General features: G+C 65.3%; 23 protein-coding genes. 10 read left to right on the forward strand and 13 right to left on the reverse strand.

Features of this window, described 5'->3' with window-relative positions; all coding sequences use genetic code 11:
- The first annotated feature begins 111 nt into the window (after positions 1-111).
- Positions 112-294 carry a hypothetical protein gene (locus tag EJ069_RS16870; protein WP_126062261.1) on the forward strand — a complete coding sequence of 61 codons (183 nt, stop codon included), beginning with the start codon at positions 112-114 and terminating at the stop codon, positions 292-294.
- Positions 295-390: 96 nt separating this feature from the next.
- Here the strand turns inward: EJ069_RS16870 and EJ069_RS16875 are convergent, their stop codons facing one another.
- Entirely contained in the window at positions 391-1314 is a 924-nt protein-coding gene (locus tag EJ069_RS16875) for a glycine--tRNA ligase subunit alpha (RefSeq protein ID WP_189341644.1), read from the reverse strand.
- A 192-nt stretch (positions 1315-1506) separates the two neighbouring features.
- On the opposite strand from EJ069_RS16875, the gene EJ069_RS16880 reads away from it, so the two are divergent.
- A complete protein-coding gene (locus EJ069_RS16880; RefSeq protein WP_126062262.1) occupies positions 1507-1968 on the forward strand; it encodes a GNAT family N-acetyltransferase in 462 nt (153 codons plus the stop codon).
- A 460-nt stretch (positions 1969-2428) separates the two neighbouring features.
- Here EJ069_RS16880 and EJ069_RS16885 read toward each other — a convergent pair whose 3' ends face one another.
- The 5 genes from EJ069_RS16885 to EJ069_RS16905 all read right to left on the reverse strand — a co-directional run bounded on the left by EJ069_RS16885 (position 2429) and on the right by EJ069_RS16905 (position 7575).
- Complete coding sequence (locus tag EJ069_RS16885; RefSeq protein ID WP_126062263.1) at positions 2429-4204, reverse strand: tetratricopeptide repeat protein; 1776 nt, start codon at positions 4202-4204, stop codon at positions 2429-2431.
- Between the two features lie 194 nt (positions 4205-4398).
- Positions 4399-4815, reverse strand: coding sequence for a DUF1284 domain-containing protein (locus tag EJ069_RS16890; protein WP_126062264.1), 417 nt, complete (start codon positions 4813-4815; stop codon positions 4399-4401).
- A 32-nt stretch (positions 4816-4847) separates the two neighbouring features.
- Positions 4848-5438 (reverse strand): biotin transporter BioY, encoded by a 591-nt coding sequence (locus EJ069_RS16895; RefSeq protein WP_126062265.1) that lies wholly within the window; start codon positions 5436-5438, stop codon positions 4848-4850.
- A gap of 352 nt (positions 5439-5790) precedes the next feature.
- Positions 5791-6456: a GntR family transcriptional regulator gene (locus EJ069_RS16900; protein ID WP_126062266.1), complete on the reverse strand. Its 666-nt coding sequence runs from the start codon at positions 6454-6456 to the stop codon at positions 5791-5793.
- Positions 6457-6561: 105 nt separating this feature from the next.
- A complete protein-coding gene (locus tag EJ069_RS16905) occupies positions 6562-7575 on the reverse strand; it encodes a polyprenyl synthetase family protein (protein ID WP_042641443.1) in 1014 nt (337 codons plus the stop codon).
- A 177-nt stretch (positions 7576-7752) separates the two neighbouring features.
- Between EJ069_RS16905 and EJ069_RS16910 the strand changes: the two genes are divergently transcribed.
- The 6 genes from EJ069_RS16910 (at position 7753) to moaB (ending at position 11495) form a co-directional block, all read left to right on the forward strand.
- Complete coding sequence (locus tag EJ069_RS16910) at positions 7753-7977, forward strand: DUF2007 domain-containing protein (protein WP_040991013.1); 225 nt, start codon at positions 7753-7755, stop codon at positions 7975-7977.
- On the forward strand, positions 7977-8768 hold the full coding sequence (locus EJ069_RS16915; protein ID WP_126062267.1) for a methyltransferase: 792 nt from the start codon (positions 7977-7979) through the stop codon (positions 8766-8768). Before EJ069_RS16910 ends, EJ069_RS16915 begins: the two co-directional genes overlap by 1 nt.
- Positions 8769-8906: 138 nt before the next feature.
- A complete protein-coding gene (locus EJ069_RS16920) occupies positions 8907-9764 on the forward strand; it encodes a S49 family peptidase (RefSeq protein WP_126062268.1) in 858 nt (285 codons plus the stop codon).
- 82 nt (positions 9765-9846) lie between these two features.
- Positions 9847-10032, forward strand: a complete 186-nt coding sequence (locus EJ069_RS16925; protein ID WP_027164591.1) for a membrane protein — start codon at positions 9847-9849, stop codon at positions 10030-10032.
- A gap of 25 nt (positions 10033-10057) precedes the next feature.
- Positions 10058-10951 carry a 4-(cytidine 5'-diphospho)-2-C-methyl-D-erythritol kinase gene (locus EJ069_RS16930; protein ID WP_126062269.1) on the forward strand — a complete coding sequence of 298 codons (894 nt, stop codon included), beginning with the start codon at positions 10058-10060 and terminating at the stop codon, positions 10949-10951.
- Positions 10938-11495 carry a molybdenum cofactor biosynthesis protein B gene (gene moaB, locus EJ069_RS16935; RefSeq protein WP_126062270.1) on the forward strand — a complete coding sequence of 186 codons (558 nt, stop codon included), beginning with the start codon at positions 10938-10940 and terminating at the stop codon, positions 11493-11495. Before EJ069_RS16930 ends, moaB begins: the two co-directional genes overlap by 14 nt.
- Before the next feature lie 13 nt (positions 11496-11508).
- On the opposite strand, the gene EJ069_RS16940 is transcribed toward moaB, so the two are convergent.
- Positions 11509-12012, reverse strand: coding sequence for a glycosyltransferase (locus EJ069_RS16940; RefSeq protein WP_126062271.1), 504 nt, complete (start codon positions 12010-12012; stop codon positions 11509-11511).
- Positions 12013-12161: 149 nt separating this feature from the next.
- Between EJ069_RS16940 and EJ069_RS16945 the strand changes: the two genes are divergently transcribed.
- Both EJ069_RS16945 and EJ069_RS16950 read left to right on the forward strand, forming a co-directional pair.
- Positions 12162-13316 carry a PA0069 family radical SAM protein gene (locus EJ069_RS16945; RefSeq protein WP_126062272.1) on the forward strand — a complete coding sequence of 385 codons (1155 nt, stop codon included), beginning with the start codon at positions 12162-12164 and terminating at the stop codon, positions 13314-13316.
- Between the two features lie 195 nt (positions 13317-13511).
- A complete protein-coding gene (locus EJ069_RS16950) occupies positions 13512-14207 on the forward strand; it encodes a ribonuclease HII (protein ID WP_126062273.1) in 696 nt (231 codons plus the stop codon).
- A gap of 228 nt (positions 14208-14435) precedes the next feature.
- Here the strand turns inward: EJ069_RS16950 and EJ069_RS16955 are convergent, their stop codons facing one another.
- The 6 genes from EJ069_RS16955 to EJ069_RS16980 all read right to left on the reverse strand — a co-directional run bounded on the left by EJ069_RS16955 (position 14436) and on the right by EJ069_RS16980 (position 18572).
- Entirely contained in the window at positions 14436-14927 is a 492-nt protein-coding gene (locus EJ069_RS16955; protein WP_126062274.1) for a F0F1 ATP synthase subunit B, read from the reverse strand.
- 11 nt (positions 14928-14938) lie between these two features.
- Positions 14939-15520, reverse strand: a complete 582-nt coding sequence (locus tag EJ069_RS16960; RefSeq protein ID WP_126062275.1) for a F0F1 ATP synthase subunit B — start codon at positions 15518-15520, stop codon at positions 14939-14941.
- A gap of 61 nt (positions 15521-15581) precedes the next feature.
- Positions 15582-15806 (reverse strand): F0F1 ATP synthase subunit C, encoded by a 225-nt coding sequence (locus EJ069_RS16965; protein WP_027164582.1) that lies wholly within the window; start codon positions 15804-15806, stop codon positions 15582-15584.
- A gap of 75 nt (positions 15807-15881) precedes the next feature.
- A complete protein-coding gene (locus tag EJ069_RS16970) occupies positions 15882-16643 on the reverse strand; it encodes a F0F1 ATP synthase subunit A (protein WP_042641416.1) in 762 nt (253 codons plus the stop codon).
- 65 nt (positions 16644-16708) lie between these two features.
- Entirely contained in the window at positions 16709-17101 is a 393-nt protein-coding gene (locus EJ069_RS16975) for an AtpZ/AtpI family protein (protein WP_042641414.1), read from the reverse strand.
- 289 nt (positions 17102-17390) lie between these two features.
- Complete coding sequence (locus EJ069_RS16980) at positions 17391-18572, reverse strand: cell wall hydrolase (RefSeq protein ID WP_126062276.1); 1182 nt, start codon at positions 18570-18572, stop codon at positions 17391-17393.
- Between the last annotated feature and the right edge of the window lie 35 nt (positions 18573-18607).

Here is an 18607-nt window from a genome sequence, read left to right on the forward strand (position 1 = left end):
CCGCTGTCGGGACGGCTCGGGGTCGGTCGTCCTTGGAGCAGACCTTCCCATGAACCGAACGCTGCGCTGAAGCGACACACGCTCAGGCAGAGACCTATTGGCTGAACGACGATGAAGACGGCATCGAGAACCCTGCAGATCCTGGCGCTCAGCGCCTGCTTCGCCGCGCAGATGCATGGCGCGATCACGATGCCGGGGGTCAGGCAGGCCATGCGCACGATCGATGGCGCAACGGCGCAGGTCGTGTTGCCGGTCGGCGCCGCCGCCGAGACCGTGAAAGCCGTACCGGCTTAGAGCGATCCGCCGTTTCATGGAAACGGCGAATTCGCTCTATCTTGTTTTGACGCAATTCCGGACGGAAAACCGCAACGCACTTTGCCTGGAATTGCTCTAAGCCGCCGCCAGCCCGCCAGCCCGCGTCTTCAGGAACGCCTCGCCGCACGCCTTGGCTAGATTACGCACGCGCAGGATATAGCTCTGGCGCTCGGTGACCGAGATCACGCCGCGCGCGTCGAGCAGGTTGAAGACGTGGCTTGCCTTGATGCACTGGTCGTAGGCCGGGAAGACCATTCGGTGCATCGGAAGATTGTCGCTCGGCTTGGGCGTGCCGGCATCGAGCAGCGCCTTGCACTCGGCCTCGGCGTCCTCGAAATGCCGCAGCAGCATCGCGGTGTTGGCGAATTCGAAATTGTGGCGCGAATATTCCTGCTCGGCCTGCAGGAAGACATCGCCGTAAGTGACCTTCTCGGCGCCTTCGCGGCCGTTGAAATTCAGGTCATAGACATTGTCGACGCCCTGCACATACATGGCGAGGCGCTCCAGCCCGTAGGTCAATTCGCCTGCCACCGGCGCGCATTCGATGCCGCAGACCTGCTGGAAATAGGTGAACTGCGAGACTTCCATGCCGTCGCACCAGCATTCCCAGCCGAGCCCCCAGGCGCCAAGCGTGGGGCTTTCCCAGTCGTCCTCGACGAAGCGGATGTCGTGCAGCAGCGGATCGACGCCGATCGCTTCCAGCGAGCCGAGATAGAGCTCCTGCAGGTTCGGCGGATTGGGCTTCAGGATCACCTGGTACTGGTAATAGTGCTGCAGCCGGTTGGGGTTCTCGCCGTAGCGGCCGTCCTTCGGCCGGCGCGAGGGCTGGACGTAAGCGGCGTTCCAGCGCAGCGGACCCAGCGCTCGCAAGGTCGTCGCCGGATGGAAAGTGCCGGCGCCGACTTCCATGTCGTAGGGCTGCAGGATGAGGCAACCATAGTCGGCCCAGTAATTGTGCAAGGTCAGGATTAGCCCCTGGAAGGAGCGGCTGGGATGCATATGGGCGGGGATCTCGATGGTCACGGCGGCCTCGGAAAGCGCAGGATGACGCTTCCCTAGTTGCCGGGCCGGCGAGCGTCAAGGCAGTGGCTCGCGTCCGGGAAGGCGGAAAGCTTTACGGCAGGCTGGCCCATTGCCGTCGAGCGGCGGCCGCCGTTTGCTCCGTTCCGCGTCAACGACAGAGGTCCCGCCATGTCCGGTCAACTTACCGTCCGCCCCGTCACAAGGCAGGATTACGAGCAATGGCTGCCGCTATGGGATGGCTACAACGCGTTTTACGGGCGCTCCGGCCCGACGGCGCTTGCCGGCGAGATCACGCAGATGACCTGGTCGCGCTTCTTCGATGCCTATGAGCCGGTGCATGCGCTGGTGGCAGAGCGCGAAGGCAGCCTGCTCGGCCTAGTCCACTATCTCTATCACCGCTCGACGACGTCGATCGCGCCGAGCTGCTACCTGCAGGATCTCTTCACCACGCGGGCCGCGCGTGGCCAGGGTGTCGGCCGGGCGCTGATCGAAGGCGTCTACGAACGCGCCCGTGAAGCGGGCGCGAACCGCGTCTACTGGCTGACGCATGAGACGAACCACACCGCGATGCAGCTCTACGACAAGGTCGCCGAGAAGTCCGGGTTCGTGGTGTACAGAAAGATGTTTTAGCTCCTGGACACAGGGATTTTGACCTATCGGCTCCGCTTGCGTTGGCAGGTGGCATGCGTTGGAGATTGGCCGAAACGCCCAACGCGATCGTCATTCCAGGGCGGAGCAGGAGCGAAGCTCCGTCGCGGAGACCCTGGAATCCATGCCGTTACCTTCGCCAAGGCGTGCAACGGAGCAGAATTCTGCACCGTGGCGGCGCTTCCAAGTCACGGCATGGATCCTCGGGTCTGCGCGCGTCGCTTCGCTCCTTGCTCCGCCCGTGGATGACGATCGCGATGGGTGTTTCGGCCAATCGCCAACGCACGCGGCTGCCGAGCAACCGCAGCTACAAGGTCGACACTTCCCCGCCGGGGAACTGGCGCTTGCCGATGTTCAGGGGAGGCCCAAGCTTGGCAGACTCCAAGCCGAACGAAAACGGGGCTCGACGAGCCCCGCATTATTGAACGTCGACGAAAGTCGCTCAGCCCTTGGGCACGGGGGTCGGATCCGGCTTCACCTTCGGGGTTTCCTGCGCGGTGTTGGATTCGATCGGCGGCAGGCCCTTGAGCAGCTTCTGCTGCAGGGTGGCGAGCACATCCGGATCGGGCTTCAGGTCGCGCGCCTGGGTCCACTGATAGGTGGCCTCGAGCTTGCGGCCGACGCGCCAGTAGGCATCGCCAAGATGGTCGTTGAGGACCGGATCTTCCGGCTTCAGCGAGACGGCGCGTTCCATCTCGCGAACGGCGTCGTCGAAGCGGCCCATCCGGAAGTAAGCCCAGCCCAGCGAATCGACGATGTAGCCGTCGTTCGGCCGCAGATCCACGGCCTTCTGGATCATCGCCAGGCCTTCCTTGAGGTTCATGTTCATGTCGACCCAGGAATAGCCGAGATAGTTCATGACCTGCGGCTGGTCGGGCTGCAGCTCCAGCGCCTTGCGGAAATTGGGTTCGGCCTTCGGCCATTCCTTCAGCCGCTCATAGGCGATGCCGCGCTGGTAGAAGATGTTCCAGTTGGCGGCGGTCGGCGACTTCAGCTGCTCGACGGCCTTGTCGTAGAGATTGGCGGCCGAACGGAAATCTTCCTTCGAGCCATAGACGCCGCCAAGCGCCAGATAGGCGCGCATGTCGTCCGGGTGCTTGTCGAGATAGGCCTTGAGGTGGGAAATCGCCTCGTCATGCTTGTCGAGATCGGCAAGGTTGAGGCCGATCTGCAGGTCGGAGAGCTCTTTCAGCGGTGAGGATTCCGGAATGCGGCGATAGAGCGCGACCGCGCCCTCGCCGTCCTTCAGCTGCTCGGCAACGGCGGCAAGCTGCACCAACGCGGCGTCGCTGTCCGGCTTCAGCGCCAGCGCGTATTGCAAATAGAGCCGTACGAAAGGCTCGCCGCCGCCCCGGTTGAGCGCGGTGGCAAGGTCGAGCAGAATTTCGGATGCCCCGTCGGCCGGGCCGGCGACCAGCGGCTCGATCTTGTCGCCCTTGGCGATGCGGTCGCGCAGCGTGGTGATCTCGAGCTTGCCCGGGGCGAAGGCTTCCGCCTGGTTCAATACCGCCTCGGCCTTCGACTTGTCGCCCTTGCGGGCGAGGAAGGAGGCATAGGCCTGGGCATTGCGCATCCAGGTTTCGGGCGCGGAGCCCCCGGCCGCGGTGTCGGCCAAGGTCGCGGCGTAGATCGCGTCGGCCTTGTCGCTGAGGCCGGCGGCATCGGCGATCAGCGCGCGGTGGAACGACTTGAACAGGCCGAACCAATCGGGGCCTTTCAGCTTGTCGATGGCATCCATGGCCTCGGACGCGTTGCCGGCGCCCTGCTTGGCCCAGCCGTCCATGACGCCGGAAAGCAGCCGGTCGAGATCGGATTCGAGCGACAGCTTCAGCCAGTACTGCGCCTTTGCGTAGTCTTTCTTGTGGAAGGAATCGATGGCCAGCGCCAGGCGCGAGAAGCGCTCGACATCGGGCACTTCCTTCAGCTTGTCGGCATAGACCAGCGATTCCTCAAAGCGGCCCTGCGAGACCAGCGCCAGCATCAGGCTCTGCTGCAGATCCTTGTCATCGGGGGCAAAGGCCAGTGCCTGCTTGTAATAGGCGATCGCGTCGTCGAGGTCGTTGTCGCTTTCGGCGATATGGGCCGCAAGATAGGCGCCCGAGAAAGACGTGATCTGCAGCGGTTGGGCTTCTTCCTTGGCCTGGACCGGCAGCACCCAGAGCGCCACTCCGGTCAAAAATGCCAGCCTCGTCAGCCAGCGCGCACGTCCTTGCCGCATCGTATCCCTTTCAGCCAGATGCGATCCCGCCCTCGGCGGACCGCCCACAGACTCGATCTTTTCCGGCCAAAGCATGGCCTTTTTGGGGTCGGGCTTCAATCGCCGAGCGAATCACAATGCAATCATCCGGCTTAAAAAACGATGCCAGTCAGCGAAAAATATGCGGATCGGCGGCCGAATTTCGCCATATCCGTCTAAATGCGCGTTCCGTGAAAGCCGCTCGCCGCGACCGCGCCGCACAGCTCGAACCATTCGCAGCCCGGGCACGCCTTGCGCGTCAGGCCGGAAGAAAAGGCCTCGCGCATGCGCGCGAGCGTCGAGGGATCGAGCTCGAGCCAAGCGCCGGCCGGGAGCGGCCGACCGAGAAGACCGGCGACATCGCGAGCCGCGACGTCATCCCGCCCGGCAGCGCTTTCGCCCCGGCAGTGCGGCTCTGACTCATTGAGCAGCGGGGCGCAGATGTCGTCCGGGCCGGAAACGATCAAGATATCCTCGCCCTCGCCCAGCCGCTTCACCACCTTGTCGTAGTTGGCGGTGAAGGCCGGCGAGTAGCCCTTGCCGACATAGGTCAGCAGGCAAAGCAGATGATGGGCGCGCAGCCTGACGGTCATCTGGTGTCGGGTTCGGTCATCCGCCCGGCGGCTTACCGAGGATCGGCCGGCCGGTTGCCCGAAAACACCTTCAGCGTCGCGGCACCCAGCGCCGACTTGAGCAGGCCGCCGACGATGAAGGGCAGGAAGCCGAAGGTGATCGCCTTCTCGGCGCCGATCATGACGGCAAGCCACACGGTGCCCAGAACCAGGCAAAGCAGGTTGCCGATCAGCATGGCGGCGAAGGCAAGCATGACGCGGTTGCCGTTCCAGCCGCGCTCGGCCAGCCAGCCGACGACGGCGCCGACGACCGGGAAGGCGAAGAGGTAGCCGCCGGTCGGACCGACGAAATGCTGCACGCCGGCGGCGCCGCCCGCCAGCACCGGAAACCCTGCCGCGCCTTCGACCAGCCAGGCGGCGATGGTCAGCGCGCCGAAGCGCCAGCCGTAGAGCGCGCCGACCAGCGTGACGGCGAAGGTCTGCATGGTCACCGGAACCGGCACCATCGGCACCTCGATGTACGAGGACAGCGCCAAGAACAGCGAGCCGATGATCACGGCGCCGATCTGCCAGGCGAGCGAACGGCTGTGCAGCTTGAGCGGGCTGAAGGAGGGCTTGTCGATCGAAACGGTTGCGTTGGTCACGGTGTCTTCCCTTGTTTGTGCGAATTATAGATAATTTTGCGACTTCATCTATTATCGAATCCATATTTTCGTGAGGATGGCAAGCCTCCAGGTTCGTCATCCACGGGCGGAGCGGGAGCGAAGCGGACGCGGAGACCCGAGGATCCATGCCGTGACTACGCCTAATGGCAAAGGCGGGGCAGAACGGAGGTCTTCTGCGCCGCTGCAAGGCTCCAACGTAACGGCATGGATTCCAGGGTCTGCGCGCGTCGCTTCGCTCCTTGCTCCGCCCTGGAATGACGAAGCTGGGATGCCTCGGCCAATCACTAGCCGACGATGACGAAGTTGAGAGGCCTCGGCTGATCGCCGATCGCTACCCCACGATGGCGAAGGCGTCGCGGGTGCGGCCGGAGGCGGTCTTGACCGGCTTCTGGCCGATCCATTGCACGTGGCGGCCGAGCGTGGCGGCGGCCGATTCGGTGTTGCCTTGCCGTAGCGCGCTGAGGATCGCCCGGTGGTCTTGGTCGGTGCGGGTTTCCCACTCCGAGCGCCAGGCGGCGAACAGGAAGCGCGCGCTCGCCGCGTGCAGGTCGTCGATGGTGGAGAGCAGGCGCGGCATGTTGCAGGGCGCCAGGATAAGCCGGTGGAAGGTGCGGTTGGCCTCTTCCCAGGAGCGGACGTCGCGGGATTTGTCGCCGGCCTTGGTCGCTTCCTCGGCCTGGTCGAGGATCGACGCCGTCAGATGCGGCGCGGCATGGCGCAGCGCCAGCACTTCCAGCGCCGCGCGCATTTCGGCCACCTCCCTGACCTCACCGAGATCGAAGGAGGCGACGCGCACGCCGCGCCTGGGCTCGCTGATCGCCAGGCCTTGCGCCTCCAGACGGCGAAAGGCCTCGCGCACCGGGACATGGCTGGTTTTGAATTCCTCGGCGACATGGTCCTGGCGCAGCCGCGAGCCGGGCTCGATCGCGCCCGAAATGATGCGGTCCGCCAGTTCCTTGCTGATGCGGACGGCGATCGTGTCTTCTGTGCTGGCCATATTTATAGATAATTTGCCGGGCAGCCCTTTGTCGAGACGACCGGATCGGGATTCACGGACGCGCCGCCCGGCGGATGCCAGCCAGGCGCAGGGAGCCAAGCAGGCTCAGTTCACCCGGCTGATGCAGAAATCGATGACGTCGAGCAGCGCCGACTTCTGCGGCGTCGCCTCCAGCGGCGCCAGCGCGTCGCGGGCGATCTCGCCGAAATGGCGGGCGCGGCCGATCGTGTCGGCGATGGCGCCGTGACGGGCCATCAGGCCGATCGCCTTTTCGAGCCCGGCATCGTCGGTGACGTTCTCCTCGATGGCGCGCTTCCAGAAGCTGCGCTCGGCCTTGGTGCCGCGCCGGTAGGCGAGGATCACCGGCAGCGTCACCTTGCCCTCGCGGAAATCGTCGCCGACATTCTTGCCGAGATCCGTGCTCGACCCGCCGTAATCCAGCGCGTCGTCGATGAGCTGGAAGGCGAGGCCGAGATTCATGCCGTAGGAGCGCAGCGCGGCGCGATCGGTGCGCGAGGCCTGGGCGATCACCGGCCCGACTTCGGCGGCGGCCGAGAACAGCGCCGCGGTCTTGGCCTTGATGACGGCGAAATGCTCGTCCTCGGTGGTGTCGAGATTCTTGGCGGCGGCAAGCTGCATCACCTCGCCCTCGGCGATGATGGAGGCGGCGGCCGACAGGATGTCGAGGGCTTCCAGCGAGCCGACCTCGACCATCATGCGGAAGGCCTGGCCGAGCAGGAAATCGCCGACGAGAACGCTCGCCTGGTTGCCCCAGATCATGCGCGCCGTCTTCTTGCCGCGGCGCAACGCGCTCTCGTCGACCACGTCGTCATGCAGAAGCGTCGCCGTGTGCATGAACTCGACCGCGGTGGCGAGCTTGACATGGCCTTCGCCCGAATAGCCGAACATCTGCGCGGCCGCGAGCGTCAGCATGGGCCTGAGCCGCTTGCCGCCGGAAGAGATCAGGTGGTTGGCGATCTCCGGGATCATTTCGACGTCGGAGCCGGCCTTGGACAGGATCAGTTCGTTGACGCGTCCCATGTCGGCAGCCGTCAAATCGATCAGATCCTTGATGGAAGCGGGTTCCCGCTTGCCTTCGATGTTGAGAACGACACCCACCACGACAACTCCCGTCTACATTGACGCGCACGAGCAGCGCGCACCACGGCACCCTTGATCCCGCGCCGACTCTAGGGCGGCACAACCGGACACGGCAAGAGGCGAATTGGCGCGCTCTGCCGACGCTGTGTTTACCCGCACGTTTACACGAACGCCGCAACCTGCGATTTTCGTTCCATGATCGAGCTTGTCCGCACCAATGACGCCGTCGTCATCTCCTTTGTCGAATCGCTGATGCGCGACGCCGGCATCGCCTGTTTCGTCGCCGACCAGAATATGAGCGTGCTGGAGGGGTCGATCGGCCTTTTGCAGAAGCGTGTCATGGTCGACGCCGACAAGGCCGACGTGGCGCGCCGCATCCTCAAGGATGCCGGCATCGAAAACGAGATCCGCCAGAAATAATGGCAGCGACGACCGCCCCAGATACGCCGGCGCACACGGTCGATGCCTTCCATCGCGGCCGCTTCTGGCTGGTGCAGCCTAGCCAGGGCGGTCATCGCGCCGGCATGGACGCCATGATGCTGGCAGCCGCGGTGCCGGCCGGCTTTTCCGGCCGGCTCGCCGATTTCGGCGCCGGCGCCGGCGCCGCCGCCCTTGCCGTGCTGTCGCGCTGCCCGACGGCCCGGGCCGTGCTCGTCGAGCGCTCGACCGAAATGGCTGGGTTCGCCGCCGCCACGCTTTCGCATCCCGGCAATGCGCATCTCGGCGACCGCGCTCGCGTGCTCACGGCCGACGTGACGCTGACCGGCCGAGCGCGCGCTGAGGCCGGGCTCGCCAACAATTCCTTCGACTTCGTCATCATGAACCCGCCGTTCAACGCGGCGCAGGACCGCTCGACGCCCGACGCGCTGCGCCGGCAGGCGCATGTGGCGGAGGACGGGCTGTTCGAGAGCTGGATCAGGAGCGCCGCCGCCGTCGCCAGGCCGCGCGGCGGCCTGGCCGTCATCGCCCGGCCCGAGCAACTGGTCGCCATCCTCGATGCGATCGAAGGCCGCTTTGGCGATGCCGAATTGCTATGCGTGCATCCGCGTCCGGACGCGGCGGCGATCCGCATCGTCGTCAGGGCGGTGCTCGGGGCGCGCGGAAAACTGTCGATCCGCCCGCCGCTCGCCTTGCACGGACCATCCGGCAACGCGCCGACGGAGCGGACGGAAATGATCAACAACGGCCTGGCATCGCTGTACGGCGATTGATCCTGGGCCGGCGATGCGGCATTGCCGTTGGCCGGCGAATGCCTACATGGCAGGCAAGGTGACATCGCGCCCGAAAGACATTACCGACTTGCCTGATCTCACCCTGCTCCTTTGCATCTTGTCCGGAGACACCCGTTCGTGAAACGCCTTTTCAACCGCCTGCTGCCGAAATCCTGGCGCTCGACAGTCGTCACCATTCCGGTCATCCGGCTGCAAGGCACCATCATGGCCGGCGGCGGCCAGTTCCGGCCGAGCCTGTCGCTCGCCTCGACGGCCGGCCTCATCGAAAAGGCGTTCGGCTTCGACGCGCCGGCGGTCGCCATCTCGATCAACTCGCCGGGCGGCTCGCCGGTGCAGTCGCGGCTGATCTTCAAGCGCATCCGCGACCTGGCGGCGGAGAAGAACAAAAAGGTGCTGGTCTTCGTCGAGGATGTCGCGGCTTCCGGCGGCTACATGATCGCGGTCGCCGGCGACGAGATCTTCGCCGACCCGTCCTCGATCGTCGGCTCGATCGGCGTGGTCTCGGCCTCGTTCGGCTTCCCCGAGCTGATGAAGAAGATCGGCGTCGAGCGGCGCGTCCACACCGCCGGCCAGAACAAGGCCGTGCTCGATCCGTTCAAGCCCGAGAAGAAGGAGGACGTGGAGCGGCTGAAGGCTCTGCAGCTCGAAGTGCACGAGACCTTCATCGACCTCGTCAAGGAGCGGCGCGGCTCGAAGCTGAAGGACGACCCCGACCTGTTCACCGGCCTGTTCTGGACAGCCAAGCGCGGCCTCGAGCTCGGCCTTGTCGATGCGCTGGGCGACATGCGCAGCGTGCTCAAGACCCGTTTCGGCGACAAGACGCAGCTCAAGCTGATCAGCGCGCCGCGCGGCCTGTTCGGCCGTTTCGGCCTGTTCGGCTCGCGCTTCTCGGCGTCCGATATCGCCGTTGCCGCCGCAAACGGCGTCCTCGATGCGGCGGAAGAACGCGCGCTGTGGGCGCGCTTCGGGCTTTGAAAAAGCCATGATTGCGTCTAGCATGATCGCTTGACCGACCCATCGGCCGGCCTTGCCGCGAGAACGCGGGAGGAGTTTGGATATGCCGCAGATCATTTTCTTCGCTGTTGTCGGCGCCGCCGCCTATTTCGGCTACCGCGCTTTCGTGCGCGAGGCTGAGCGCGTGACAGCCAAGATCCGGCGCACCGAAAAACAGGCGGCGAACGGCACGATGGGCACGCTGGTCAAGGATCCCAAGACCGGCGAATATCGTCTCGCCAAGGACTGATCCCATCTCGCCAGCAGCCGACATCCTGGAGCCCGGCACAGAGGTCCGGACGTGGCTCGCGCCGGCCAAGATCAATTTGGCGCTGCATGTCACCGGACGGCGCGGCGACGGCTATCATCTCATCGACAGCCTTGCCGTGTTCACCCGCTTCGGCGACCGGTTGGAAATCGAACCGGCGGAGCAGGACGAATTCTCGGTGTCCGGCCGATATGCCGCCGGCCTGCCGCTCGACGACGGCAATCTGGTGGTGAAGGCGCGCGATGCCCTGCGCCGGGAAGCCGGCGCGCAGCGCACGCCGCCGGTCGCCATCCGGCTGGAGAAGAACCTGCCGATCGCCTCGGGAGTCGGCGGCGGCTCCAGCGACGCGGCAGCCGCGCTCAACGGCTTGGCGCGGCTCTGGAAGCTCGATATCGACGAGATTTCGCTGGCCCGGATCGGGCTTTCGCTCGGCGCCGACCTGCCGATGTGCCTGAAGTCGAAGCCGCTGATCGCACGCGGCATCGGTGATGAGGTGTCGCCGCTCCCCGCGTTTCCGGCGCTTGGTCTGGTCCTGGTCAATCCGGGCATCGCCGTCTCGACACCGGACGTGTTCAAGGCGCTCTCCCGTCGCGACAATGACGCGCTGCCGCCGCTGCCGAGGCGCCTCGACTTCCACGCCGTCCGCAACTGGCTGGAATCGACCCGCAACGATCTCGAAGGCGCCGCCAGTTCGATCGAACCTGCGGTGGGCGCGGCGCTCAAAGCGCTCAAACGCGCCGACTCAGCCTTTGCGCGCATGTCCGGCTCGGGCGCCACCTGCTTCGGCCTGTTCGAGACCGGCAATGTGGCCAAGCGCGCGGCGATCGAGATCCGCGCGCGTCATCCCGACTGGTTCGTGGCCGCCACGCGCAGCATGGAGGTGAGCGATGGCGAAGCTTGATGAGAGCCGACCTTTCATTCCGGTGCGCATCGCGGTGCTGACCGTCTCCGACACGCGCAGCCTTGCCGACGACAGGTCCGGCCAGACGCTGGCCGACCGCATCGCGCAAGCCGGCCATGTGCTTGCGGCGCGCGACATCGTCACCGACGACCACGAAAAAATCCGCGACAAGGTCGTCGGCTGGTCGAAGGACGACTACATCGACGTCGTCATCACCACCGGCGGCACCGGTTTCACCGGCCGCGACGTGACGCCGGAGGCGCTGGAGCCGATCTTCGAAAAGCGCATGGACGGGTTTTCGGAAGTCTTCCACCGCATCTCCTACGACAAGATCGGCACCTCGACGATCCAGAGCCGTGCGACCGGCGGCGTCGTCAACGCCACCTTCGTCTTCGTGCTGCCGGGCTCGCCCGGCGCCTGCAAGGACGCCTGGGACGGCATCATCAAGGCGCAGCTCGACTACCGGCACATGCCCTGCAACTTCGTCGAGATCATGCCGCGGCTGGACGAGCACCTCAGGCGCGGCGGCAAGCCTGCCTCTTAAGCAAGCGCAGGCCTCACTTCGGCGGCGCCACCCAGATTTCGGCGTTCAACCGCCTGGTCGCGAGACCGCGAGCCAGGGCCTCCGCACCGCGAGCGCTCTTTGCCAGAGCCGCGGCCTGGCGCTTGCTGATGACGAGACCTTCGGCGAGCGCACGATTACCCGAAAAGACGCGCGCCAGGAAAGGCGCGCGGTCGGCCCGAGCGCGTGAAAAGCGTGCCGGCATGGTCTGCTTTGCCGTGTGCGCGACAACCTCGTCGATCCAGCCTTCGGCCAGCCGGGCGCCGGGCTCCAGAAGCAGCAGCCAATCGCCTTTGGCCTGGCCGATGCCGGCGCCCAGCCCAGCGCTCACATAATGGCAGCCGGCATGCTCGGCCACCCGATGCGTCTGGTCGGTCGAGCCTTGATCGCAGACGATGACGTCGCGCACGACGCCTTCGACCGCGCCGCCGACCAGCGAGGCGAGCGTGCGGGCAAGTCCCTCTTCGTCGTTGCGGGTCTCTATGAGAACGCTGAGCATGCCTAGGCGAATAGCGGAAAGTGCGGCGATGCGCCAGTTGCGCGCGCCAAGCGAAAAAGTTCTTGCTTTGTTCTCATCGGCAAAATAGGAATAGTTTCATGAACAGAGCGATTCGACAGCCTGCCGACAGTCCCTGGGAGAGGGCGAAAATGGAACAGATCGTGCGCGCCGACATTGCCGCTTTCGGAGCGGGCAGAGCCGAGATGGCGAACGCGATGATAGAGCAGAGCGGCATGCGCGTGCGGCCCGACCGCAATCGCGGGCGCTCGGCCGGCATCAACCCGTCCGGCCGGTTCGAGCCGGTCAGCCGGCAAGTCTTCGACGACGGCTGGAACTCGCTGGAGGAGTTGCCGCCGTTCAAGACGGAAGTGCAGGTCGAGAAGCCGCGCACCATCATCACCCGCAACGAGTCGCCCGACATTTCCTTCGACCGTTCGATCAATCCCTATCGCGGCTGCGAGCATGGCTGCGTCTACTGCTTCGCCCGTCCGACGCATGCCTTCATGGGCCTGTCGCCGGGGCTTGATTTCGAATCGAAGCTGTTCGCCAAGCCGGATGCGGCGCGCATGCTGGACCGGGAGTTGTCGAAGCCGGGCTACCAGCCGCGCACCATCGCCATCGGCACCAACACCGATCCTTACCAGCCGATCGAGAAGCAGTACCGGATCATGCGCGAGATCCTCGAGGTGCTGGAGGCGCGCGGACATCCGGTCGGCATCGTGACGAAGTCGGCGCTGGTGACGCGCGACATCGACATCCTGTCGCGCATGGCGGAGCGTGGCCTTGCCAAGGTGGCGCTGTCGGTGACCACGATGGACCGCATGCTGGCCCGCACCATGGAACCGCGCGCGTCGACCCCGACGAAGCGGCTGGAGGCGATCAGGCAATTGTCGGATGCCGGCATCCCGGCCTCCGTGATGGTGGCGCCGATCATTCCCGGCCTCAACGATCCGGAGATGGAGCGCATCCTCGATTCGGCGCGGGCCGCCGGCGCCCGGGAGGCCGGATACGTCATCCTGCGCCTGCCGCTGGAAGTGGCGCCGATCTTCAAGGATTGGCTGTTGCGGCATTATCCGGACCGCTACCGGCATGTGATGTCGCTGATCCGCTCGATGCGCGACGGCAAGGACTACGATTCCGAATGGGGCAAGCGCATGAAAGGCGCCGGACCCTATGCCTGGCAGATCGGCCGGCGCTTCGAGATCGCGGCCAAGCGCCTCGGCCTCAACGTCGAGCGGCGGCAGCTTCGCATCGATCAATTCGTCGCAGGCTCCGGCGCAGGCGAGCAGTTGATGCTGCTGTGAAGATGGCGCCGGCACTGACGGCCGGCGCCAAGCAGTTCCAGGCAAAGCGGTTTTCCGTCTGGAATTGCTCTTGTTTCCAAGAATTCCGTCCGGCCCTTGTCCCCCGGCCGTGAGACGGTGCCCTCCCGGTCCGGCGCCCCACCCGACCCGGAGGGACTTGCGGAGAATCGGAGCCGATGCGAACCTCGCCGCACCATGGCTCGCGCGCGTTCCGATTCTCCGCTTCTCTTTGAAATGGTCGAGAAGCCCGACTTTTCGATCGAGACCAAGGCGATGGCCGACGGGCTGTGGCCGGTCGCCGGCATGGACGAGGCAGGCCGCGGTCCGCTCGCAGGACCGGTGGTGGCCGCCGCGGTGGTGCTCAATCCGGCGAATATCCCGGAAGGCCTCGACGATTCCAAACGCCTCACCCATTTGCAGCGCGAGGCGCTGTTCCTCAAGATCCTTGGCTCGGCGCTCAGCGTCTCGATGGCCTCGATCAGCGCCGAAGGCATCGACAACAGCAACATCCTGAAAGCGAGCCTAGAAGCGATGCGCCGCGCCGCCGCGGGTCTCTCGCTGCAGCCGAAACTCGCCTTGGCCGACGGCCGCGATATTCCGCCCGGTCTCGCCTGCGAAGGCCGCGCGCTGATCAAGGGCGACCAGCGCTCGCAGTCGATCGCCGCCGCCTCGATCGTCGCCAAGGTGATGCGCGACCGCATGATGTGCGGCTGCGGCGGCCATCACGAACACTACGGTTTCGAAGTGCACATGGGCTACGCGACGGTCCGGCACCGCACCGCCATCGAGGCGCATGGCCCAGTGGCAAGGCTGCACCGGACCTCCTTCGCGCCGTTCCGGTTGGGTGGCGCCGAGGTGGTCGAGGAAGAGAGCTTGGCCGGGTTGGAGTAGCATAATCTCCCCCCTTGAGGGGGAGATGGCCGGCAGGCAGAGAGGGTCGCCCCGCGTGAAGCGCCGACCTCCTTCCGCGACAAGCAAATGAAGTCGGCTCTCTACGTGAGACGACCCCCTCTGTCACCTCCGGCGACATCTCCCCCTCAAGGGGGGAGATTATCCACGCCAAACAAAAAAGCCGCCGGGTTGCCCAGGCGGCTTTCATTTCGAAGCTTCGACGCACGCTCAGTTCAGCTTGGCCTTGACGTCATCCAGCGCCGACTTGAACAGGTCGGCACCGGCCTTGGCATCGACCTTGGCGGCAAGCAAGGCGCGGGCGGCTTCGACAGCGATGTCGACGGCCGAGGCGCGCACTTCGCTGACGGCCTCGCGCTCGGCCTGGCTGATCTTCTGCTCGGCAAGCGCGGTGCGCCGGGCGACATAGTCCTCGGTCTTCTTGGCCGCCTCGGAAGCAAGCAATTCAGCCTCGCGCTTGGCGGCGGCGACGATGTCGGCGGCCTCCTTCTCGGCTTCCTTGCGCTTCTGCTGATATTGGGCAAGCAGCTGCTGGGCCTCTTCACGAAGCTTGCGCGCTTCCTCGAGCTCGCCGCTGATCTTGGCCGCGCGGGCGTCCAGCGACTTGGTGAGCATGCCCGGCACCTTCAGATAGATGATGGCAGCGAGGAAGATGATCAGGGCGATGGTGGCCCAGAGCGTGGCAAGTGATGTGGCGTCCATGATCCCGCTCCTCACCGGCTCGCGGATTTGACCGCGGCCGCGATCTCGGACTTGTCGGCCTTGCCGCCGACAAGCGCCTCGACGATGGCCGACGTGGTATCCTCGGCGATCGTGCCGACTTCCTTCATCGCTTTGGCCTTGATCGAGGCGATGCTCGCCTCGGCCTCGCCAAGCTTCTTCTCGAGCTCGGCCTCGAGCTTCTTGCGCGTGCCTTCGGCGTCCGCCTTGGCGGCGTCGCTTGCCTGCTGGCCGATCTTGTTGGCGTTGGCCTTGGCCTCCGCCAGTTCCTGCTCATAGGCGGCAACGGCGGCATCCGCCTCGCCCTTCAGCCTTGCGGCATGGTCGAGGTCCTGGGTGATGCGATCGTTGCGGACATCGATGATGCCGCCAAGACGCGGCATCACAACGCGCTTCAGGAACAGGTAGAAGAGCCCGAAGGTGATGACCAGCCACAGGATCTGCGACGGGAAGGTCTTGGCGTCGAACGGCGGGAACGCTTCATGCTCCGCGGCAGGCACGGCAGTGCCCGCATGCGTATCGCCCTCGGCCGCGGCCGGCGCTGTTTCTTGCGCATAGGCAGATGTCACGAACATCTCATTCCCCTGTCCATGGAACGGGGCCGCACCATGCGGCCCCTTTCGTCAGCTCTCAATCTTACTTGAAGACCAGGAGCAGAGCGATCAGGAGCGAGAAGATGCCCAGAGCCTCGGTCACGGCGAAGCCGAAGATCAGGCGGCCGAACTGGCCGTCGGCAGCCGACGGGTTGCGGAGCGCGCCCGAGAGGTAGCTGCCGAAGATGTTGCCGAGGCCGATGCCCGCGCCGCCCATGCCGATGCAGGCGATACCAGCGCCGATAGCAGCTGCTGCAGTTGCGTCCATTTCAAAACTCCTGTGGTTTGCTTGTTCGTTGCGGTTGGTACGTTGGGTATGCTGGCGCCGCAGCGCCGGTGAAAATCAGTGGCTCGGGTGCAGCGCGTCGTTCAGATACATGCAGGTCAGCACCGCGAAGACGTAGGCCTGCAGGAAGGCGACCAGCAGCTCGAGGGCGGTCAGCGCGACGGCCATGGCAAGCGGCAGGACCGAGCCGGCGATGCCGACGGCGCCGAGCGCGCTGAGGCTGACAACGAAGCCCGAGAACACTTTCAGCGTGATGTGGCCCGCCAGCATGTTGGCGAAAAGACGAACCGAGAGGCTGACCGGGCGCGAGACAAAGGAGATGACTTCGATCGCCACCACCAGCGGCAGAAGAAGACCTGGCACGCCATGCGGCACGAACAGCTTGAGGAAGCCCAGACCGTGCTTGGCGAAGCCGTAGACGACGACCGTGCCGATGACCAGGATCGCCAGGGTGAAGGTGACGATGATGTGGCTGGTGACGGTGAAGAAATACGGGAACAGGCCGATCAGATTGGCGACCAGCACGAACATGAAGAGCGAAAACACCAGCGGGAAGAACTGCATGCCCTGCTTGCCGGCGGCGTCGCGCAGCATGTTGCCGACGAACTCATAGGCCATTTCGGAGACCGACTGCAGGCGGCCCGGGATCAAGGCGCGGCTGGCCGTGCTCCAATAGAGGAAAGCCGACGCCAGCACGATCGTGACGACCATGAACAGAGAGGAGTTGGTGAACGAAACGTCGTAGCCGCCGATATGCAGCGGGATGATCGGATGGATCTGGAACTGGTGGATCGGATCGACCTTGTCAGCAGCAGCCACTTTAAATCCCCGTCAAAGCCACAATCGGCTTCTTGAGTTCACTTCAGCGCCCAGGGGCGCCCACTTCATTCTTTCGGCTCGCGCGGCTTGCCGCCCTGACCGAATTCCGGTGCAAGCCCCGCCGAACGCAGGACATTGAGTATACCGGCGCCGAAGCCAAGCAGCAGGCCCACGATCAGACCCCAAGGCGCTGTTCCCGCCAGGCGGTCGATGATCCAGCCCAAGCCGACACCGACCACCACTCCGGCGATGAACTCGCTGGACAGTTTCAGCGCCTGACCGTAACCGGCCGCAGCTTTTGCTTCGTCTTTCCCCTCGAGCCGGTCCGTGCGTCTCGTCGCGAGCGATGCTTCGAGATCGCGCCGGCGGCGCTCAAGTTCGTCGTCGCGGATGGTGGCTTCTGGCTGCCTGCCGCGGCCGGTTTCTCCGGTTCCGTCTGGCCCGGTTTTGTTGGCCATCGCAACCCCCCTGCCCGGGCAGACGATTGCCGTCCGTCCGCTTCTAAAGTCGCCGGCAACATAGTTAGAGGGTCCGCGCCCGTCAAGCCACGGGCCGAACTTCCAAGCGATGTATTTTTCGCTGTTAAAACAATGGTTTATCGAGGTGCGACATCGTGCCCTTCACGCCCGCGTGAGGTGACGGCGCGAATCCTGGCGGCAAGCCGCGTTCGCCGGGGCATGCCGGGCGCCGAAAGAAGGACAGCCAGGGGCGTCGTTTAGGCGGCTCGACTGGAGCCGCTCAATCGGCTCAGCTCCAGCCGCCCCCATAGGTGCGGTAGAAGATGTGGAGGCCGATCCTGGTCATGCGCTGCATGGCGCGCGCCCAGCCGGGATGGACGTAGTTGGCATAGTAGTGCGTCGACGAGCCGACCTCGGGAATGAAGATCTTGCCGGCGGTCACCGCCATGGCGACCTCCTGCGCGGTCTTGTAGGAGGCCTGGTCGGTGATCGTCTTCTTCCTGCCGTCGCAGGCGAAGGAGAACTGGCAGCGATTGAACCAGTCGTCGTTCTGGTAGACGACGCCGCAGATCGTCTTCGGATAGGCCGGGTTGCGGACGCGGTTCAGGATCACCTGGGCGACCGCCGCCTGGCCGCGGACGGGCTCGCTGCGCGCCTCGAAATAGATGCCCTTGGCAAGGCAGGCCTGCTCGGGCTTGGAAAAGACGCTGGCCGGCAGCGGGTTCTGCAGCCACGCGTGGTCGCCCTTGCCCATCGGCGGGATGAAACGGCCGTCGTTCGGATCGTCCTGCAGCAGCGCCTCGAAGGGCGACGCCTTGGCATAGTCGGGCGCGGACTGGGCATAGGCGGTCGCGAGGATGTCCGGCTTGTCGTTGTTGACGAGGGCGACGAGCGCTGCCGGCAGATCCGGATCAGGCTTCTTGTCCTCGCGCAGATGGAAGGCCTGGGCGATCTGGACTTCCTTGCCCTTGATGCCGGGCTTGGCGAAGGTGAGCTTCAGGCCGCTGTCCATCGAGGGACGCAGCAGCGAGGAGGTGCGCTCGAAGATCGAGCCGGCGCTGAAATTCTTGGGCGGCGCGACGGGCGAGACCTGGACGAGGCGGCCCTTCTTGTCGGCGCGCACGACACGATCCTCATCGGGCGTGGCGCCCGCGGCGTTGCCCTTGCCACGGAAGGCGACCGTGCCCACGCCCGGCAGATTGACGCCGGAGCCGGAGATCGAGCCGGTGGCGGTGGAATCGATGAACGGCATTTCTGCGGCATGCACCGAGCCGGCGGCGGATTTCTCGATATAGGCGTTCCAGCGGGCGCTGGGCGTTTCCAGGCCGGTGATCAGGCTGGTCATATCCTGATAGGCAACGACCGACGGAAAGCCGATCCACATGCCGAGCCCGAGCACCAAAGGAGAAAGGAAGGAACGTCTTTTCGCAACGGCGGCGGCGGCAAGCCGCATGGAAACGCGTCGATGCACGGAACTCTCCAGAACGCTACTGACCCCGGAGAGCC

The sequence above is a fragment of the Mesorhizobium sp. M2A.F.Ca.ET.043.05.1.1 genome (assembly GCF_003952445.1).
GTDB lineage: Bacteria > Pseudomonadota > Alphaproteobacteria > Rhizobiales > Rhizobiaceae > Mesorhizobium.